At 70.9% G+C, this 15,267-nt stretch carries 16 protein-coding genes; 4 read left to right on the top strand and 12 right to left on the bottom strand.

Annotation, left to right across the window (positions count from 1 at the left end; genetic code table 11):
* Window positions 1–76: 76 nt before the first annotated feature.
* The 7 genes from ABB07_RS23760 to clpS all read right to left on the bottom strand — a co-directional run bounded on the left by ABB07_RS23760 (window position 77) and on the right by clpS (window position 4,919).
* Entirely contained in the window at window positions 77–1,027 is a 951-nt protein-coding gene (locus tag ABB07_RS23760; RefSeq protein ID WP_208900604.1) for a PLP-dependent cysteine synthase family protein, read from the bottom strand.
* 17 nt (window positions 1,028–1,044) lie between these two features.
* The gene (locus ABB07_RS23755) at window positions 1,045–1,323 is read right to left on the bottom strand and encodes a MoaD/ThiS family protein (protein WP_055708394.1); all 279 of its coding nucleotides are present in this window, start codon (window positions 1,321–1,323) and stop codon (window positions 1,045–1,047) included.
* A gap of 88 nt (window positions 1,324–1,411) precedes the next feature.
* Window positions 1,412–1,507 carry a putative leader peptide gene (locus tag ABB07_RS41780; RefSeq protein ID WP_023550193.1) on the bottom strand — a complete coding sequence of 32 codons (96 nt, stop codon included), beginning with the start codon at window positions 1,505–1,507 and terminating at the stop codon, window positions 1,412–1,414.
* A gap of 79 nt (window positions 1,508–1,586) precedes the next feature.
* On the bottom strand, window positions 1,587–2,009 hold the full coding sequence (locus ABB07_RS23750) for a M67 family metallopeptidase (protein WP_208900603.1): 423 nt from the start codon (window positions 2,007–2,009) through the stop codon (window positions 1,587–1,589).
* Window positions 2,010–2,144: 135 nt separating this feature from the next.
* Complete coding sequence (locus tag ABB07_RS23745) at window positions 2,145–3,581, bottom strand: amino acid permease (RefSeq protein WP_208900602.1); 1,437 nt, start codon at window positions 3,579–3,581, stop codon at window positions 2,145–2,147.
* Between the two features lie 372 nt (window positions 3,582–3,953).
* Window positions 3,954–4,559, bottom strand: coding sequence for a DUF2017 domain-containing protein (locus tag ABB07_RS23740; protein ID WP_208900601.1), 606 nt, complete (start codon window positions 4,557–4,559; stop codon window positions 3,954–3,956).
* 42 nt (window positions 4,560–4,601) lie between these two features.
* Entirely contained in the window at window positions 4,602–4,919 is a 318-nt protein-coding gene (gene clpS, locus ABB07_RS23735) for an ATP-dependent Clp protease adapter ClpS (protein WP_023550189.1), read from the bottom strand.
* A gap of 57 nt (window positions 4,920–4,976) precedes the next feature.
* Here clpS and ABB07_RS23730 point away from each other — a divergent pair, with 57 nt between their 5' ends.
* On the top strand, window positions 4,977–6,323 hold the full coding sequence (locus ABB07_RS23730) for a nicotinate phosphoribosyltransferase (protein WP_208900600.1): 1,347 nt from the start codon (window positions 4,977–4,979) through the stop codon (window positions 6,321–6,323).
* 97 nt (window positions 6,324–6,420) lie between these two features.
* Window positions 6,421–7,014 (top strand): nicotinamidase, encoded by a 594-nt coding sequence (locus tag ABB07_RS23725; RefSeq protein WP_208900599.1) that lies wholly within the window; start codon window positions 6,421–6,423, stop codon window positions 7,012–7,014.
* Here ABB07_RS23725 and ABB07_RS23720 read toward each other — a convergent pair.
* Entirely contained in the window at window positions 7,011–7,334 is a 324-nt protein-coding gene (locus ABB07_RS23720; protein ID WP_208900598.1) for a hypothetical protein, read from the bottom strand. The two genes, ABB07_RS23725 and ABB07_RS23720, sit on opposite strands and share 4 nt — an antisense overlap.
* A 121-nt stretch (window positions 7,335–7,455) precedes the next feature.
* Window positions 7,456–9,813, bottom strand: a complete 2,358-nt coding sequence (locus tag ABB07_RS23715; protein ID WP_208900597.1) for an immune inhibitor A domain-containing protein — start codon at window positions 9,811–9,813, stop codon at window positions 7,456–7,458.
* 277 nt (window positions 9,814–10,090) lie between these two features.
* On the opposite strand from ABB07_RS23715, the gene ABB07_RS23710 reads away from it, so the two are divergent.
* Window positions 10,091–10,348: a hypothetical protein gene (locus ABB07_RS23710; RefSeq protein WP_208900596.1), complete on the top strand. Its 258-nt coding sequence runs from the start codon at window positions 10,091–10,093 to the stop codon at window positions 10,346–10,348.
* A 69-nt stretch (window positions 10,349–10,417) separates the two neighbouring features.
* Here ABB07_RS23710 and ABB07_RS23705 read toward each other — a convergent pair whose 3' ends face one another.
* On the bottom strand, window positions 10,418–11,233 hold the full coding sequence (locus tag ABB07_RS23705; protein WP_208900595.1) for an RDD family protein: 816 nt from the start codon (window positions 11,231–11,233) through the stop codon (window positions 10,418–10,420).
* An 89-nt stretch (window positions 11,234–11,322) separates the two neighbouring features.
* Window positions 11,323–13,140, bottom strand: a complete 1,818-nt coding sequence (locus tag ABB07_RS23700; RefSeq protein WP_208900594.1) for an RDD family protein — start codon at window positions 13,138–13,140, stop codon at window positions 11,323–11,325.
* A 245-nt stretch (window positions 13,141–13,385) separates the two neighbouring features.
* On the opposite strand from ABB07_RS23700, the gene ABB07_RS23695 reads away from it, so the two are divergent.
* A complete protein-coding gene (locus ABB07_RS23695) occupies window positions 13,386–13,799 on the top strand; it encodes an SsgA family sporulation/cell division regulator (RefSeq protein ID WP_208900593.1) in 414 nt (137 codons plus the stop codon).
* Between the two features lie 26 nt (window positions 13,800–13,825).
* Here the strand turns inward: ABB07_RS23695 and ABB07_RS23690 are convergent, their stop codons facing one another.
* On the bottom strand, window positions 13,826–15,241 hold the full coding sequence (locus tag ABB07_RS23690; RefSeq protein WP_208900592.1) for an FAD-binding oxidoreductase: 1,416 nt from the start codon (window positions 15,239–15,241) through the stop codon (window positions 13,826–13,828).
* Window positions 15,242–15,267: the final 26 nt, after the last annotated feature.

The raw sequence follows: 15,267 nt of genomic DNA, 5'->3' as shown, positions 1-15,267 counted from the left end.
TCTTTGCCCTGCCATAGGAATGACTTAGCCCCCTCATAGGACTTCGGAGGGGGCTGAGCGGGGGTGAAGAAGGAGGTCAGGCCCAGAGCTGGCCCTGCAGCGTCGCGATGGCCTCCTCGGTGGTGGCCGCCGTGTAGACGCCGGTGGACAGGTACTTCCAGCCGCCGTCGGCCACGATGAAGACGATGTCGGCGGACTCCCCCGCCTTGACCGCCTTCTTCCCGACGCCGATCGCCGCGTGCAGGGCGGCGCCGGTCGAGACGCCCGCGAAGATGCCCTCCTGCTGCAGGAGTTCACGGGTGCGGGTGACCGCGTCGGCCGAGCCGACCGAGAAGCGGCTGGTGAGGACCGAGGCGTCGTACAGCTCCGGGACGAAGCCCTCGTCGAGGTTCCTGAGGCCGTACACCAGGTCGTCGTAGCGCGGCTCGGCGGCGACGATCTGGACGCCCGGCCGGTGCTCGCGCAGGTAGCGGCCGACGCCCATCAGGGTGCCGGTGGTGCCGAGACCGGCCACGAAGTGGGTGATCGACGGCAGGTCCGCCAGGATCTCCGGGCCGGTGGTGGCGTAGTGGGCGCCGGCGTTGTCCGGGTTGCCGTACTGGTAGAGCATCACCCAGTCGGGGTGTTCGGCGGCCAGCTCCTTGGCCACGCGCACGGCGGTGTTGGAGCCGCCCGCGGCCGGGGAGGAGATGATCTCGGCACCCCACATGCCGAGCAGGTCCCGGCGCTCCTGCGAGGTGTTCTCCGGCATCACGCACACCATGCGGTAGCCCTTGAGCTTGGCCGCCATGGCGAGGGAGATGCCGGTGTTGCCCGAGGTGGGCTCCAGGATGGTGCAGCCCGGGGTGAGCCGGCCGTCCTTCTCCGCCTGCTCGATCATGTGCAGCGCGGGGCGGTCCTTGACCGAGCCGGTGGGGTTGCGGTCCTCCAGCTTGGCCCAGATGCGGACGTCGGCGGACGGCGAGAGCCGCGGCAGGCGCACCAACGGGGTGTTGCCCACCGCGGCCAGCGGGGAGTCGTAGCGCATCGCTGCTCAGCGGCCGATCAGCGCATGCCGCCGGCCACGGCCGGCAGGATCGTCACGGTGTCGCCGTCCGACAGCTTGGTGTCGATGCCGTCGATGAAGCGGACGTCCTCGTCGTTCAGGTACACGTTGACGAAGCGGCGCAGCTTGCCCTCGTCCACGATGCGGGCCTGGATGCCCGCGTGCCGGGTCTCGAGGTCGGCGAACAGCTCGGCGAGGGTGTTCCCGCTGCCCTCCACCGCCTTCTGGCCGTCCGTGTAGGTGCGGAGGATGGTGGGGATGCGGACCTCGATGGCCATGGCTCAGGGCTCCTGTCGGGAAGTATCGGAAGGTGTGGGCGCACGGCGGCGCGCGCCGCGGCTCACGGCCGTACGGCGGCGGAGAACGTCAACAGATGGCGCTGTTCAGCCTGCACAGATCGACGTGCAGCCGCGCCACGAGCAGCATGCCCGGCGCCTTCTCGCTCACGTCGTTCAGAACCATGCGCTCATCGTAACGATTCCCGGTCCGGGTCCCGGAGTGTGATTCCGCATGCCGGACGGATTTCGTCCGGTACCTGAGATCAGTAGGTCTCCACGATCCTGACCTCTTCCTCCGTGACCTCCCCGTCCGTGATCCGGAAGGAGCGGAACTGGAACTCGCCGAGGCCGTCGGTGTCGGCGGTGGAGACGAGGACGTAGTGGGCGCCGGGTTCGTTGGCGTAGGAGATGTCGGTGCGCGAGGGGTAGGCCTCGGTGGCGGTGTGCGAGTGGTAGATGACCACCGGGTCCTCGTCGCGGTCGTCCAGCTCGCGGTAGAGCTTGAGCAGGTCGCCCGAGTCGAACTCGTAGAAGGTGGGCGACATCGCCGCGTTCAGCATGGGGATGAAGCGCTCCGGGCGGTCCGAGCCCGCCGGGCCCGCCACGACGCCGCACGCCTCGTCGGGGTGGTCCTTGCGCGCGTGGGCGACGATCTGGTCGACGAGGGCCTGGGTGATGGTCAGCATGTGGGTCAGGATAAGCAGACGGGCCGCTCCGTACCGAGGGATGGTACGGAACGGCCCATATGCCGGACGTCCTGAGCGGCAGCCGCAGCGGGGCACCACGAGAGCCCCGTGCGGCTGGACGTCCCTGGGGGAGGGTCAGCGCTTGCGGAAGGCCGCCGCCTCCGGGTTGCGGCGCCGGAGCACCCAGTAGGAGACGCCGAGGATCGCGGCCCACAGCGGAGCACAGTAAAGCGACACCCGGGCGTCCTTGTCGATACCCATGAGTACGATCACCATGACGATGAACGCGAGAGCGAAGTAGCTCGTGTACGGCGCTCCCGGCGCCCGGAACCCGCTCTGCGGCAGCAGCCCCCGGTTCGCCCGCGCCCGGTAGCGGATCTGGCAGACCAGGATGACGATCCAGGCCCACATGCCGGAGATGGTCGCGAAGGACACCACGTAGTCGAACGCCTTGCCCGGCCACTGGTAGTTGATCCAGACGCCGACCAGCATCAGCGCGGCGGAGAACGTCGTGCCGACCAGCGGGGTACCGCTGCGCGTCAGCTTGGTGAACACCCTGGGTCCCTGGCTGTTGAGCGCCAGGTCGCGCAGCATGCGGCCGGTGGAGTACATGCCGGAGTTGCAGGAGGACAGCGCGGCGGTGAGGACGACGAAGTTCACGATGCCGGCGCCGACGGACAGGCCCATCTTCTGGAAGGCGGCCACGAAGGGGCTCACGCCCGGGTGGAACTCGGTCCACGGCACGACCGACAGGATCATGATCAGCGCGCCGACGTAGAAGACGGCGATCCGCCACGGCACGGTGTTGATCGCCTTCGGCAGCACCTTCTCGGGGTCCTTGGACTCGCCCGCGGTGACACCGACCAGCTCGACGGCGAGGAAGGCGAACATGACCATCTGCAGGGTCATCAGGGTGTTGCCGACGCCGTGCGGGAAGAAGCCGCCGTCGCTCCACAGGTGGCTCACCGAGGCGGTCTTGCCGGCGTCGGAGAAGCCGATCGTGAGGATGCCGGCGCAGATCAGGATCATGCCGATGATCGCGGTGACCTTGACCATGGAGAACCAGAACTCCAGCTCACCGAAGAGCTTCACGGAGATCAGGTTGGCGCCGTACAGGACGATCGTGAAGATCAGGGCCGAGACCCACTGCGGGATGTCGAACCAGTACGTCATGTAGGCGGCCGCGGCCGTGACCTCGGTGATGCCGGTGACCACCCAGAACAGCCAGTACGTCCAGCCGGTGACGAAGCCCGCGAAGGGGCCGATGAACTCGCGCGCGTACTCCGAGAAGGAGCCCGAGACCGGGCGGTACATCAGCAGTTCGCCGAGCGCCCGCATGATCAGGAAGATGACCAGGCCCGCGACGGCGTAGGCCAGGATCAGGCTCGGGCCGGCCTTGGAAATGCCCTTGCCCGCGCCGAGGAACAGGCCGGTGCCGATGGCACCGCCGATGGCGATCATCTGGATCTGGCGGGAGCCGAGCCCGCGCTGGTAGCCCTCGCCGCCCTCGCTGTCCGCGACCCGCGCGGCCTCATTGCCGTCGCGAAGCTGGTCGACCCGCGATGAGGTCATGTGTTGGTGCGCCTTTCTCCATGCCGACCCGGGCCTTCGTCGGCCTCGGATCGGGTTTCGATCCCCCCGGATTGATGGAGCTGAGCGGAACCTCTTCAGGCCCCGCTCGTGCCTGGCCGACGGTCGTCGGCTCGGTGGCGCACCCGGCCGCACAAGGGTGGTGTGGGCCGGGCGGTCGTGAAGATTTATCACGGCCGCAATATTGATCACGGGGGTGCGATGTGGCACACCACACAGGGAAAAGGGGACAAAGAGCGCTCGAACGCGGCATACCAGGCCGCAACGGTGACGGGATCGTTATCCGGATTTGAGCGTCCGCTGAGCGAACACTCGTGCACCGTAAAATGCCCCCGTACTACGCCATAAGCCGTACTACGCCATCAGCGTGTTGACCAAGGTCTCCTGCAGCCCGCCGAGCCACAGATAGGCCATCACCATCGGCTTGCGCGGGTCCTCGTCCGGGAGCCGGTAGAGCAGGTCGGTGTCGTCCTCGTCGGTGATCTCCAGCCGGGAGCCGATCGCGAGCCGCAGGTCGTTGAGGGCGCCGAGCCACTGCCGGGACTCCTCCGGCGCCAGCTTCAGCACCGCCCCGCCCTCGTCCACCGGGGCGAGCGCGTCCAGGGCGCGGATGACCGCGAGCGCGTTCTCGCGTTTGCCGGCGCGCAGGTCGTTCTCGGTGTACCGGCGGAACTCGGCGGAGTGGGCCTGCCGCTCCTCGGCCTCGGCGGGCGAGGCGGGAGCCTGTTCCGGGTCGCTGTAGGCGTCCGGGAAGAGCCTTCTGAGCACCGGGTCGGCGGGCGGCTCGCTCGGGCCCTCCGCGAACAGCTCGGCGAGCGGGTCCTTCGGGCTGTCGGCGCCCGGCCCGGGGCCGATGAGTTCCAGCAGCTGGACGGCCAGCGACCGGATGATGGAGATCTCGACATCGTCGAGCGCGACGGCCGCGCCGCCGCCGGGGAGCGGTTCGAAGTGTCCGGGCATGTAAGTGGGTTCGCTACTTCCGGTCCTGCGGGCGGGGGCGGGTCACTTCCGGTCCTGCTGGAGGGTGGCCCACAGGCCGTAGCCGTGCATCGCCTGCACGTCGCGCTCCATCTCCTCGCGGGTCCCGCTGGAGACGACCGCCCGGCCCTTGTGGTGGACGTCGAGCATGAGCTTGGTGGCCTTGTCCTTGGAGTACCCGAAGTACGTCTGGAACACGTACGTCACATAGCTCATGAGGTTGACCGGGTCGTTGTGCACGATCGTGACCCAGGGGACGTCGGGCTCGGGTACGGCGAAGACCTCCTCCGCCGACTCGGTGCGTTCGATCTCTACGGGCGCGGGTGACGTCACAGTGCCCATGCTGCCACGGGGCCCGGAAATCGTCACACCGACGAAAAGGGAGTACGATCCCTAGTCATGAACACAGCGGACCTTGGGCTGCCGGTGGATGTTCCCTCGACGGCGCTCTTCACGGACCAGTACGAGCTGACGATGCTGCAGGCCGCGCTGAGGGCCGGTACGGCCGAACGGCGGAGCGTCTTCGAGGTTTTCACCCGGCGGCTGCCGGACGGGCGGCGCTACGGCGTGGTGGCGGGCACCGGGCGGGTGCTGGACGCGGTGGAGAACTTCCGCTTCGACGCGGGCGTCCTCGGCTTCCTGGGCGAGCGGAAGATCGTCGACGACGAGACCCTGCGGTGGCTCGCCGACTACCGCTTCGGCGGGGACGTCTGGGGCTACCCCGAGGGCGAGGTCTACTTCCCCGGCTCGCCGATCATGCGCGTCGAGGGCACCTTCGCCGAGTGCGTGCTGCTGGAGACGGTGATCCTCTCCATCCTCAACCACGACTCCGCGATCGCCGCCGCCGCCTCCCGGATGGCCTCCGCCGCCGGGGAGCGCCCGCTGATCGAGATGGGCGCCCGCCGCACCCACGAGCTGGCGGCCGTGGCGGCCTCGCGCGCCGCGTACGTCGGCGGCTTCGCGACCACCTCCGACCTGGCGGCGGGCTTCCGCTACGGCATCCCGACCGTCGGCACCTCCGCGCACGCCTTCACCCTGCTGCACGACCGCGAGCGGGACGCCTTCCAGGCCCAGGTCGACACCCTCGGCCGGGGCACCACCCTGCTGGTGGACACCTACGACGTCGCCGAGGCCGTCCGTACGGCGGTGGAGGTGGCCGGACCCGAGCTGGGCGCGGTCCGCATCGACTCCGGCGACCTGCTGCTCGTCGCCCACCGGGTACGCCAGCAGCTGGACGAGCTGGGCGCCACGAACACCAAGATCGTGGTCACCTCCGACCTGGACGAGTACGCCATCGCCTCGCTGGCCGCCGCTCCGGTGGACGCGTACGGCGTCGGCACCCAGCTGGTGACCGGCTCCGGGCACCCGACCTGCTCCATGGTCTACAAGCTGGTCGCGCGCGCCGAGTCCGGCGACCCGCGGGCGCCGCTGGTGCCGGTCGCGAAGAAGTCCAGCGGCGGCAAGACCTCCGTCGGGGGCCGCAAGTGGGCGGCGCGCCGGCTGGACGCGGACGGGGTGGCAGAGGCCGAGGTCGTGGGCACCGGAGAGGTCCCGGCCGAGCTCGCCGACCGGCAGCTGCTGGTGCAGCTGATCAAGGGCGGGGACGTCGTCGCCCGCGAGCCGCTGGACGTGCCCCGGGACCGGCACATCGCCGCCCGGGCGAACCTCCCCCTCTCGGCGACCCAGCTGTCCCGGGGGGAACCCGTCATTCCGACGGAGTACGTCGTCGGAGGCTCGGGTAGCTAAAGGCGGGACCACCGTCCGCCCTGGCCACGCCCTCTCCCCTACGGGGCCGTAACTCTCTAGGCTCAGTTACTTAATCCTCAGTCGAAGGACACCCACCATGCGCCGCGCCTTGATCGTCGTAGATGTGCAGAACGACTTCTGCGAGGGGGGCAGCCTCGCGGTGGCCGGGGGCGCGGACGTGGCCGCCGCCATCACCGAGCTGATCGGCCAGGCGGCGGGCACCGGATACCGCCATGTGGTGGCCACCCGGGACCACCACATCGCGCCCGGCGGCCACTTCGCCGACAACCCCGACTTCGTGCACTCCTGGCCCGCGCACTGCGTGGCGGGCACGGAGGGCGTGGGCTTCCACCCCAACTTCGCCCCCGCCGTCGCCTCCGGCGCGGTCGACGCGGTCTTCGACAAGGGCGCCTACTCGGCGGCGTACAGCGGCTTCGAGGGCCAGGACGAGAACGGCACGTCCCTGGCCGACTGGCTGCGCGCCCGCCACATCGACGAGGTCGACGTGGTCGGCATAGCCACGGACCACTGCGTACGCGCCACCGCGCTGGACGCCGCCGGAGAGGGCTTCCGCACCCAGGTCCTGCTGGACCTGACCGCCGGGGTGGATCCCGAGACGACGGAGAGGGCCCTGGAGGAGCTCCGGGAGGCGGGCGTGGAACTGACGGGCAAGCCCGTGGTCAGCGGCTAGGGCTGGACCACCGCCGACCTGCGGAGCAGCGCCCGGATGGGATGCCACAGCTCGTTCACCATGACACCGTTGTCGGCCGGTGCCGTGCGCCATATCAGGCCGTCGGGGTGGTGCAGCACGGCCGTGATCTCGTCCGGTGTCGGGGGCGCGGCGTTCCCCCGGAGGTAGATCGCGCGGAACCCCAGGTTGCGGAGCCTGGTCAGGGCTCGGGCGCGGTTCTGGGCGTGCACGAGCACCCGGACGCCGGCGGTGTCGTAGGGCAGGTTCAGTGCCACCACCACCGTGCCGTTCGGCAGCTTGCAGAAGCCTCCAGCGGCCATGCGGTCACATCCCCGTTTCGGTCGGTGTCAATAAGCGGTCCACAGGACGCACCTAAACACGATCGGCGGCAACCCGCCAAGGGGCTGCCGCCGATACGCGTCTGACCTGCGGAAATGCCGACTACCTCACCGCGGGGCCGACCTTGAGCAAGATCGTCGAGCCGTTCTTGGCCTCCTTGACGATCACGATCTTGGTGTTGGTGTCAGTGACCCGCACGCCCCCGGCCGGGTTCGACGGGTCGTAGTAGGTGCTGGTGTGGTCGTTGAAGACCGGGACCCCCTTCGAGGCCTTGATCACCGTCGCGACGTCCGCCTTGTGCAGCGTGACGCCGTCCGTGCCGTACAGGCTGAACGGGGAGTCGTACGCCTGCATGCGGTTGCGCATCAGCGTGCCGTCGGACCACTTCAGCGCCGTCGGGTGCGAGTCGACCGGCAGGATCAGACCGGAACCGGGGTGACCGTTGGTGCTGTTGGTGTTGTTGTCCGCCTGGGAGGTGTCCCACTTCCAGATCAACAGGCCGTTCTGGTACGGGTAGTGCTCCACCCAGCCGGGCCGCTTGGCCGAACCGAAGTTGTACGGGCCGGTCCTGAGGGTCTTGTCGTACGACACGTACTGCCGGTTCTCGGCGATGTAGTACTGCTTGTAGTCCTTGGTGAAGGACGCGCCGATGCGGGAGAAGCCGTTCGCGGTCCAACCGGCGTCCGCGGACTCGGCGTTGTCCGAGAAGACCGGCGTGCCGTCGGCGGTCATAGTGATCGCGTCGGCCGTGAAGCCGTTCTCCGCGACACCGCCGTCGGTGGCGTAGCGGAAGCGCAGGTCGATCTTCTTGCCCGCGTAGGCGTCCAGCGCGTACGACAGCTTCTTGTGGGTCTGCGAGAAGCCGGTCAGCGCCGGCTTGCCGCTGCCGTCGCGCGGGATGGCCTGGCCGTCCGCCGTGCCGTCCAGGGCGGTCCAGTTGGCGCCGCCGTCGGTCGACACCTCGGTGTAGACGTAGTCGTAGCCGTCCTCGGTGGCCCACCAGCCGTCCAGGTCCAGCTTCGCCGTCGACTTGCCGGTGAGGTCCACGGACCGGGTCAGCGTGTTCTTCAGGTCGTTGCCGCTGCCGCTCCACCACTGGGTCGAGCCCTGCCCCGGCTCGGTGATCGTGGTGGTGACCGCCTTGTCCGGCAGGGTGACCACGAGGGCCTGCTTGTCCCAGGTGTTGTACTCGGCCACGCCCAGCTTGTGCGTGGACTGCGTGCCGGCCTTGGCGGTGTCGTAGTTGAGCCAGCCGAGCTGCAGCTTGTCCCAGGCGTTCATGTCGCCCGGCAGGTCGCCGATGGACTCCTTGCCGGTGCCGAGCCAGGAGCCGGAGGACATCAGGGTCCAGAAGCCGGTGGAGTTGTCGCCGCCGGCGGTGTCGTACTCGTCCGGCAGGCCGAGGTCGTGGCCGTACTCGTGGGCGAAGACGCCGAGCCCGCCGTTCTCCGGCTGGATGGTGTAGTCGCCGACCCAGACGCCGGTGTCGCCGACCTGGGCGCCGCCGAGCTTGTTGTTCGCGGGGCCGGTGCTGCCCGCGTCGGTGCCGAAGGCGTACCAGCGGTGCGCCCAGATCGCGTCCTTGCCCTGGGCGCCGCCGCCCGCGGACTCGTCCTCACCGGCGTGCACGATCTGGAAGTGGTCGACGTAGCCGTCGGGCTCGTTGAAGTTGCCGTCGTGGTCGTAGTCGTAGCGGTCCCACTGGTCGTACTGGGCGAGGTCCTTCTTGATGTCGGTGTCGGTCTTCCCGGCCGCCTTCGCTTGCGCCACCCAGGAGTTCAGACCGTCGCTGACCACGTTCCACACGCTGGGGCAGTTGGTCTGGCCGCAGGCGTTGTTGCCGTAACGGGCCTCGTTGTAGGGGACCTTGACCCAGTCCGTGACCTCGCCGTCGACCGAGTAGCGGCCCGAGGACTGCTTCTCGTAGTACTTCTTCAGCGACTCGGTCTTGTTGCCGGTGCCGAAGTAGAGGTCCTGGTAGTGCTTCTGGTTGTAGTCCTTCTGCCAGGCCGTGGAGTTGTCGTTCTTGCGGTCCGGCGCGGCGATGGTGTTGTGCAGGGGACCGGCCGTGCCGCCGTACTTGGGATCGGCCTTGTCCCCGAACTCCACCAGGATCGTGAAGATCTTGTCGGTCTTCTCGCGGCTCAGCTCGACGTACTTGCTGCTGCCCTTGCGGCTCTTGAGAGCCACCACCTTGGAGCCGTTGCGCTCCTGCGCCTTGGCCTTCCCCGATATGAGCTGGTTCAGCGCCTCCCGGCGCTGGGCCTCCTGGGTCTTGCTGAGCGGGCCGTCGAGGTCGTGTGCCCGCTGCTTCACCGGGGCCGGGTCGTGCCGGTTCACGGCCGCGGACCGGGTCTGGGTGCTCGCCTGAGCGACGGCGAAGGTGGCGAACGCCGCGGAGGCCGTCGCGAGCGTCACCCCGATCGCGGCGGCCCTGAACGTCCAGGATCTGCTGGTCACTTGAGTTCCTCCCCTGCGCCTGTTCGGCGCATGTCAAGTGACGACATTTGACTAGACGTTGGGAAGAAAAAACAGATCTTGACTCGGCCACTTCCCGTGCACTATGCGGAGTTGGCGTCCGCTTTACGGAGACCGTGCTTCCTGTGCGCCCCCCGTGCACCTGTACCGTGGGTTAGGTCACGCTTACCAGGCGTCCCATTCGGGCATGCACGCGAAGAGAGCCGAATGGCACGCCCATCCGAAGAATCCCCCGAAGACTTCCTAGGACACGATCGCCATGCCTCGTCCGACCGCCGCACAGCTCGTTTACGGTTCGTGCACCGTGATCTTCTCGACGCTCGCCATGCTGCTGCTGTCCCAGACGAGTTCGGGCCTCGGGATCACCGTGATCGCTCTCTCCGCGCTGGCCCTCGGGCTGCTCGTGGCGATGACGGTGCCCCTGCCGAGGGCCCGTACGACCGAGGCGCCGGCCGAGGCACCGCCCGCGTCCGTCGAGCCCGCGCCGCAGGAGGAGCCGGTGTCGACGGCCCTGTGAACCGCGCTCACGCCGACGGCGGGCCCGTGAACCCCACGGACCCGCCGCTGACGTGTGTACGGCGGTCTCTCAAGCGGTGCTGACCACCACCGTCTTGGCCGCCTTGTCGTGCAGCCCCTGCTTGTAGGGCCGGTCGAAGTAGCTCCAGCCGCCGCAGATCGCCGTCCAGATGCACGCACAGCAGAAGGCGAACGGCACCCACAGCACCAGGGCGCGGATCAGGTTGGTCTGCGCCGAGGGGGTGGCTCCGTCGTCCAGGTTCGCCACCCGCATGTCGAGCCACTTCTTGCCGAGGGTCTGGCCGTACCGGGTCATCATGAACGTGTCGTACGCGATGTAGAGCACGGCCGCGATGAAGGACTGCCCCACGGACTTGCCGACCTCGACGTGATCGCCGTTGACCTGGTACTCGCGCACCCCGAACGCCCAGGTGAGCAGCCAGACGACGATACCGACGAGGATCATGTCGGCGATCCGCGCGAGCGTGCGCCTGCCGCTGTCGGCGAGCGGCGGCATACCGGCGAGCGGGTCGGCGGGATAACCACCGGCACCCGCGCCGTAGGGACCGGTGCCGTAAGGGCCCGTGCCGTAGGGGCCGCCCCCATAGGGGCCGGCGCCGCCAGGGGGTTCGCCGCCGTGGGGAGGGGGCTGGGCGCCGCCGTACGGCGGCGGGGGCTCGCCGCTGCCGTAGGGGGGTGGCTGACCACCGCCCGGGGGTCGCCCCTCGCCCGGGGGTTGCCCGGCGCCCGGGGGCGGGGGCTGCCGGCCGCCGCCGTACGGCGTGTCGTACGGCGAGCCCGACCCCTGGTCCGACGGGGGCCGCTTCCTGAACGGGTCGTCCTCGGGTGGCTGCTCTCCGGAGCCGGGGGGCGGTTCGCTGCTCATGGCCCGAGTGGACCGCGAACGCCCCCGCTCCGCATCCGGCGGACGGCCTTACGGGGTACGGCCGTCCGGATGACGGCCGTACCCCGCTGTCAGCCCGCGACGAAGGTGTGCGCCGCCTTGTCGTGCCAGCACTGGCGCCAGGGCCGGTCGAACAGGCACCACAGCACGCCCACGATCCCGATGCCGAGCAGCCCGGGCACGCTGTAGACCAGCCAGCGGCGCAGCGCCGCGCCGAAGCCCGGCGGCTCGTGCGCCTCGATGTCCCGCACCTCGAGACCGAGCAGCTTCTTGCCGAGGGTGCGGCCCCACTTGGCGGTCGGCAGCACCTCGTAGCCGACACCGAAGAGCAGCAGGACGGCCAGCACGATGCCGAGGCTGGTGCCGGTGGTGCCGTCGAGCAGCCAGACGGTGACCTCGTGGCCAGACAGCCGGGCCGCGTCGATCTTCTGCTGGACGTGGTCGACGGCCTTGGTGCCGAGCGGTACCGCGGCGACGGCCGTCACGGCGCCCACCACCAGGGTGTCGACCAGCCGGGCCGCGAACCGCTTGCCGAGCCCGGCGGGACGGGCGGCGGCCTGGCGGCGCGCGGCCGCCTGGAACGGGTCCTCCACCGGTGGCTTCCACGGCGCCACGGGCTGCTCGCCCGCGCCGCCGGCCAGCTGGTGCACCTGCTGCGCCCAGGACGCCTGCCCGCCACCGGGCCCGCTGGTCACCGGGGTCACCGGCTCGCCGCCCTGCACCGGCACCGGGGGCGCCACGGCCGCCTGCACGGGCTGCGCCGACGGGGTCTGCGGTGCCTGCGGCGGCTGCGCGGCGGCGCGGGCGGCGGCGGCCTTGCCGGCAGCGAAGCCGGGGCCTCCGGCCGGGGAGGCCGCGTTCGACGGGGCGGCGTTCGAGGAGGCGGGGTTCGCGGAGGCGGGGTTCGCGGAGGGCGCGGCGGAGGGCGGGGTGGGCGCGCCGACGGGACCCTGCGGGCCGAAGCCGCCGGGTGCCGCTCCCGGGCCGGAGGCGGGCGCGGCGAAGCCGGGGCCCTGGGCCGCGCCGTGCGGTCCGAAGCCGGAGCCGGCCCCGGCTTCCGCGCCGGACGCCGGGGAGCCGGAGGGCTGGGAGCCGGGGGCCTGCGGGCCGGGCGCGGGCTGCGCGTCCCGCCGGCTCTGGCCGGGCACCGGGCGGAACGTCATCGTGCCGTCGTCCTGCACGGCAGCGGGCCCCGGCACCGGCCGGCGGAAGAGGAAGGTGCCGCCCGGGTCCTGGTCGTCGCCGTCCGCCGGCGGGACCGGGGCAGTGCCGTCGGTGCGGCCGGCCTGTCCCGTCGACCGGACCGAGCCGTCCGCGGGCACCCGCGGGTCCGCGCCCCAGGCGGTACGCCCGTCCCCGGTCCCGGCACCGGACCGACCGGCACCCTGGCCGGCGGGCCCCGCCTGCCCGGTGCCCGGAGCGCCGGTGCCCGCCTGCCCCGTGTGCTGACCGGCCGGACCGCCCTGCGGCCCCGGGCCACCGGTGCCGGCACCCGGCTGCCCCCCGGCGAACCGGCCGCCGGTGCCCGCGGGCCCGCCGCTCCGGCCGCCCGCGCCTGGCTGTGCCGCGCCCTGGTCGCCGTACCCGGCATGACCCGTGCCCGGGCCGCTCCGGCCGTCGGCGCCCCAGGTGCCGGAGCCGTCCTGGCCGGAGGGTGCCGGCTGGGGGTCCTCGTCGAAGAAGTGCGGGCCGGTCTCCTCCACCGCCGCGGGCGCAGCGCGGACGCCGGGCGGCGGGGTGAGCGGTTCGCCGTCCTTCGGCGCCGGGCGGCTGGTGCCGGGCACCCAGGAGGCGCCGTTCCAGTACCGGACGTATCCGGGGATGGACGGGTCCGGGTAGTAGCCCTCGCGGGGCCTGTCGTCACCTGGGGCCGGGGTTGGGGCGCTCATGTCCGTCGTCCCGTATCTGCTCGGGGGTGGGATGGGGGCCTCCACATCTATCAGACCGCGGCAGCCCGCAGCGCCAGTCCCGCAGGACCCACTCCTTTCCGGGCAACGCCGTACCCGGCTCGTACACGTCCGCGAAAAAAATTTCCCCGAACCCGCGTAATGGCCCGGCCCCCGCCCCCTCTCCCCCGGTGCGGGCCCGTCCCGAGCGGGCCCGGACAGTCCCGAACAGAAAGGAAACGCAGGTCATGCAGCACACCGTGGTGGAGCGGGAGCTGGAACTGAGCCTCATCCTGTCGCCGGAGCGCAGCGTCCCGGTGCCGGCCCGGCTGAGCTACCGCTCCGACGATCCGTACGCCGTCCACATCGCCTTCCACGTCAACTCCGACCGCCCCGTGCACTGGACGTTCGCCCGGGACCTGCTGGTGGAGGGCGTCTTCCGGCCGAGTGGGCAGGGCGACGTGCGGGTGTGGCCGACGAAGGCGGAGGGGCGCAGTGTGGTGCTGATGGCGCTGAGCTCGCCGGACGGGGACGCGCTGCTCCAGGCGCCGGTCCCGCAGGTGTCGGCCTGGCTGGAGCGGACCCTGCGGGCCGTGCCGCCGGGGACCGAGGGCGGGCAACTGGGCATCGACGGCGCGCTCGACCAGCTGCTCGCCCGGTGAGCCGCCGGCCAGGCCGTACCGGGGACTCAGAGCACCTTGCCCGGGTTGAGGATGCCCAAGGGGTCGAAGGCCTGCTTCACGGCGCGCTGCATCTCGACCCCGACCGGGCCGATCTCCCGGGCGAGCCACTCCTTCTTCAGGACGCCGACGCCGTGTTCGCCGGTGATGGTGCCGCCGAGCTCCAGGCCGAGGGCCATGATCTCGTCGAAGGACTCGCGGGCCCGCCGGGACTCGGCCTCGTCCGCCGCGTCGAAGCAGACGGTGGGGTGGGTGTTGCCGTCGCCGGCGTGCGCGCAGACGCCGATGGTCAGGTCGTACTTGGCGGCGATCCGCTCGACGCCCTCCAGCATCGCGCCGAGCCGCGAGCGGGGCACGCACACGTCGTCGATCATCGTCGTGCCCTTGACCGCCTCCAGCGCGGTCAGCGAGAGCCGCCGGGCCTTGAGCAGCATCTCGGACTCGGCCGCGTCCTCGGCGGGCACCACCTCGGTGGCACCGGCCGCCTCGCACAGGGCGCCCACGGCGGCGAGGTCGGCGGCCGGGTCCGGGGTGTCGAACGCGGCCAGCAGCAGCGCCTCGGTGGTCTCCGGGAGGCCCATGCGGGCGAGGTCGTTGACCGCCTTGACGGTCGTACGGTCCATCAGTTCGAGGAGGGAGGGGACGTGCCCGCCCGCCATGATCCGGCAGACTGCGTCGCAGGCGGCCGCCGCCGAGGGGAACTCGGCGGCCAGCACCAGCTGCTGCGGCGGCTTGGGTTTGAGCGCGAGCACGGCCCGTACGACGATGCCGAGCGAGCCCTCGGAGCCGACGAACAGACGGGTGAGGTCGTAGCCCGCGACGCCCTTGGCGGTGCGGCGGCCGGTGGACATCAGGCGGCCGTCGGCGAGGACGACGTCCAGGCCGAGGACGTACTCGGCGGTCACGCCGTACTTCACGCAGCACAGGCCGCCCGAGCCGGTGCCGATGTTGCCGCCGATGGTGCACATCTCCCAGCTGGAGGGGTCCGGCGGGTAGTACAGGCCGTGCTCCTCGACCGCGCGGGACAGGGTCGCGTTGATCACCCCGGGTTCGACCACGGCGATCCGGTCGACGGGGCTGATCTCCAGGATGCGGTCCATCCTGGTGAGGGACAGCACGATGCAGCCGTCGGTGGCGTTGGCGCCGCCGGACAGGCCGGAGCGGGCGCCCTGCGGGACCACGGGGACGCGCAGTTCGGTGGCGACGCGCATGACGTGCTGGACCTGTTCCACGGTGCGCGGCAGCACGACGACGGCCGGGGTGCCGGCCGGGCAGAAGCTCGCCATGTCGTTGGCGTAGGAGGCGGTGACGTCGGGGTCGGTCACAACGGCCTCGCCGGGCAGGCCGGCCAGGAGCCGGTCGGTGAGGTCGCTCGGTGCCACGGCGTCTTCGGAGCGGGGCGCTTCGATGCGGCTCATGATCACAGGGTCGCACTCACAGCCGCCGGTGT

Origin of the sequence: Streptomyces incarnatus, from assembly GCF_001027185.1 — a bacterium.
GTDB classification, from domain to species: domain Bacteria; phylum Actinomycetota; class Actinomycetes; order Streptomycetales; family Streptomycetaceae; genus Streptomyces; species Streptomyces puniciscabiei.
The sequence above is the reverse complement of the archived record's forward strand: the minus strand, read 5'-3'. Positions and strand labels throughout refer to the sequence as shown.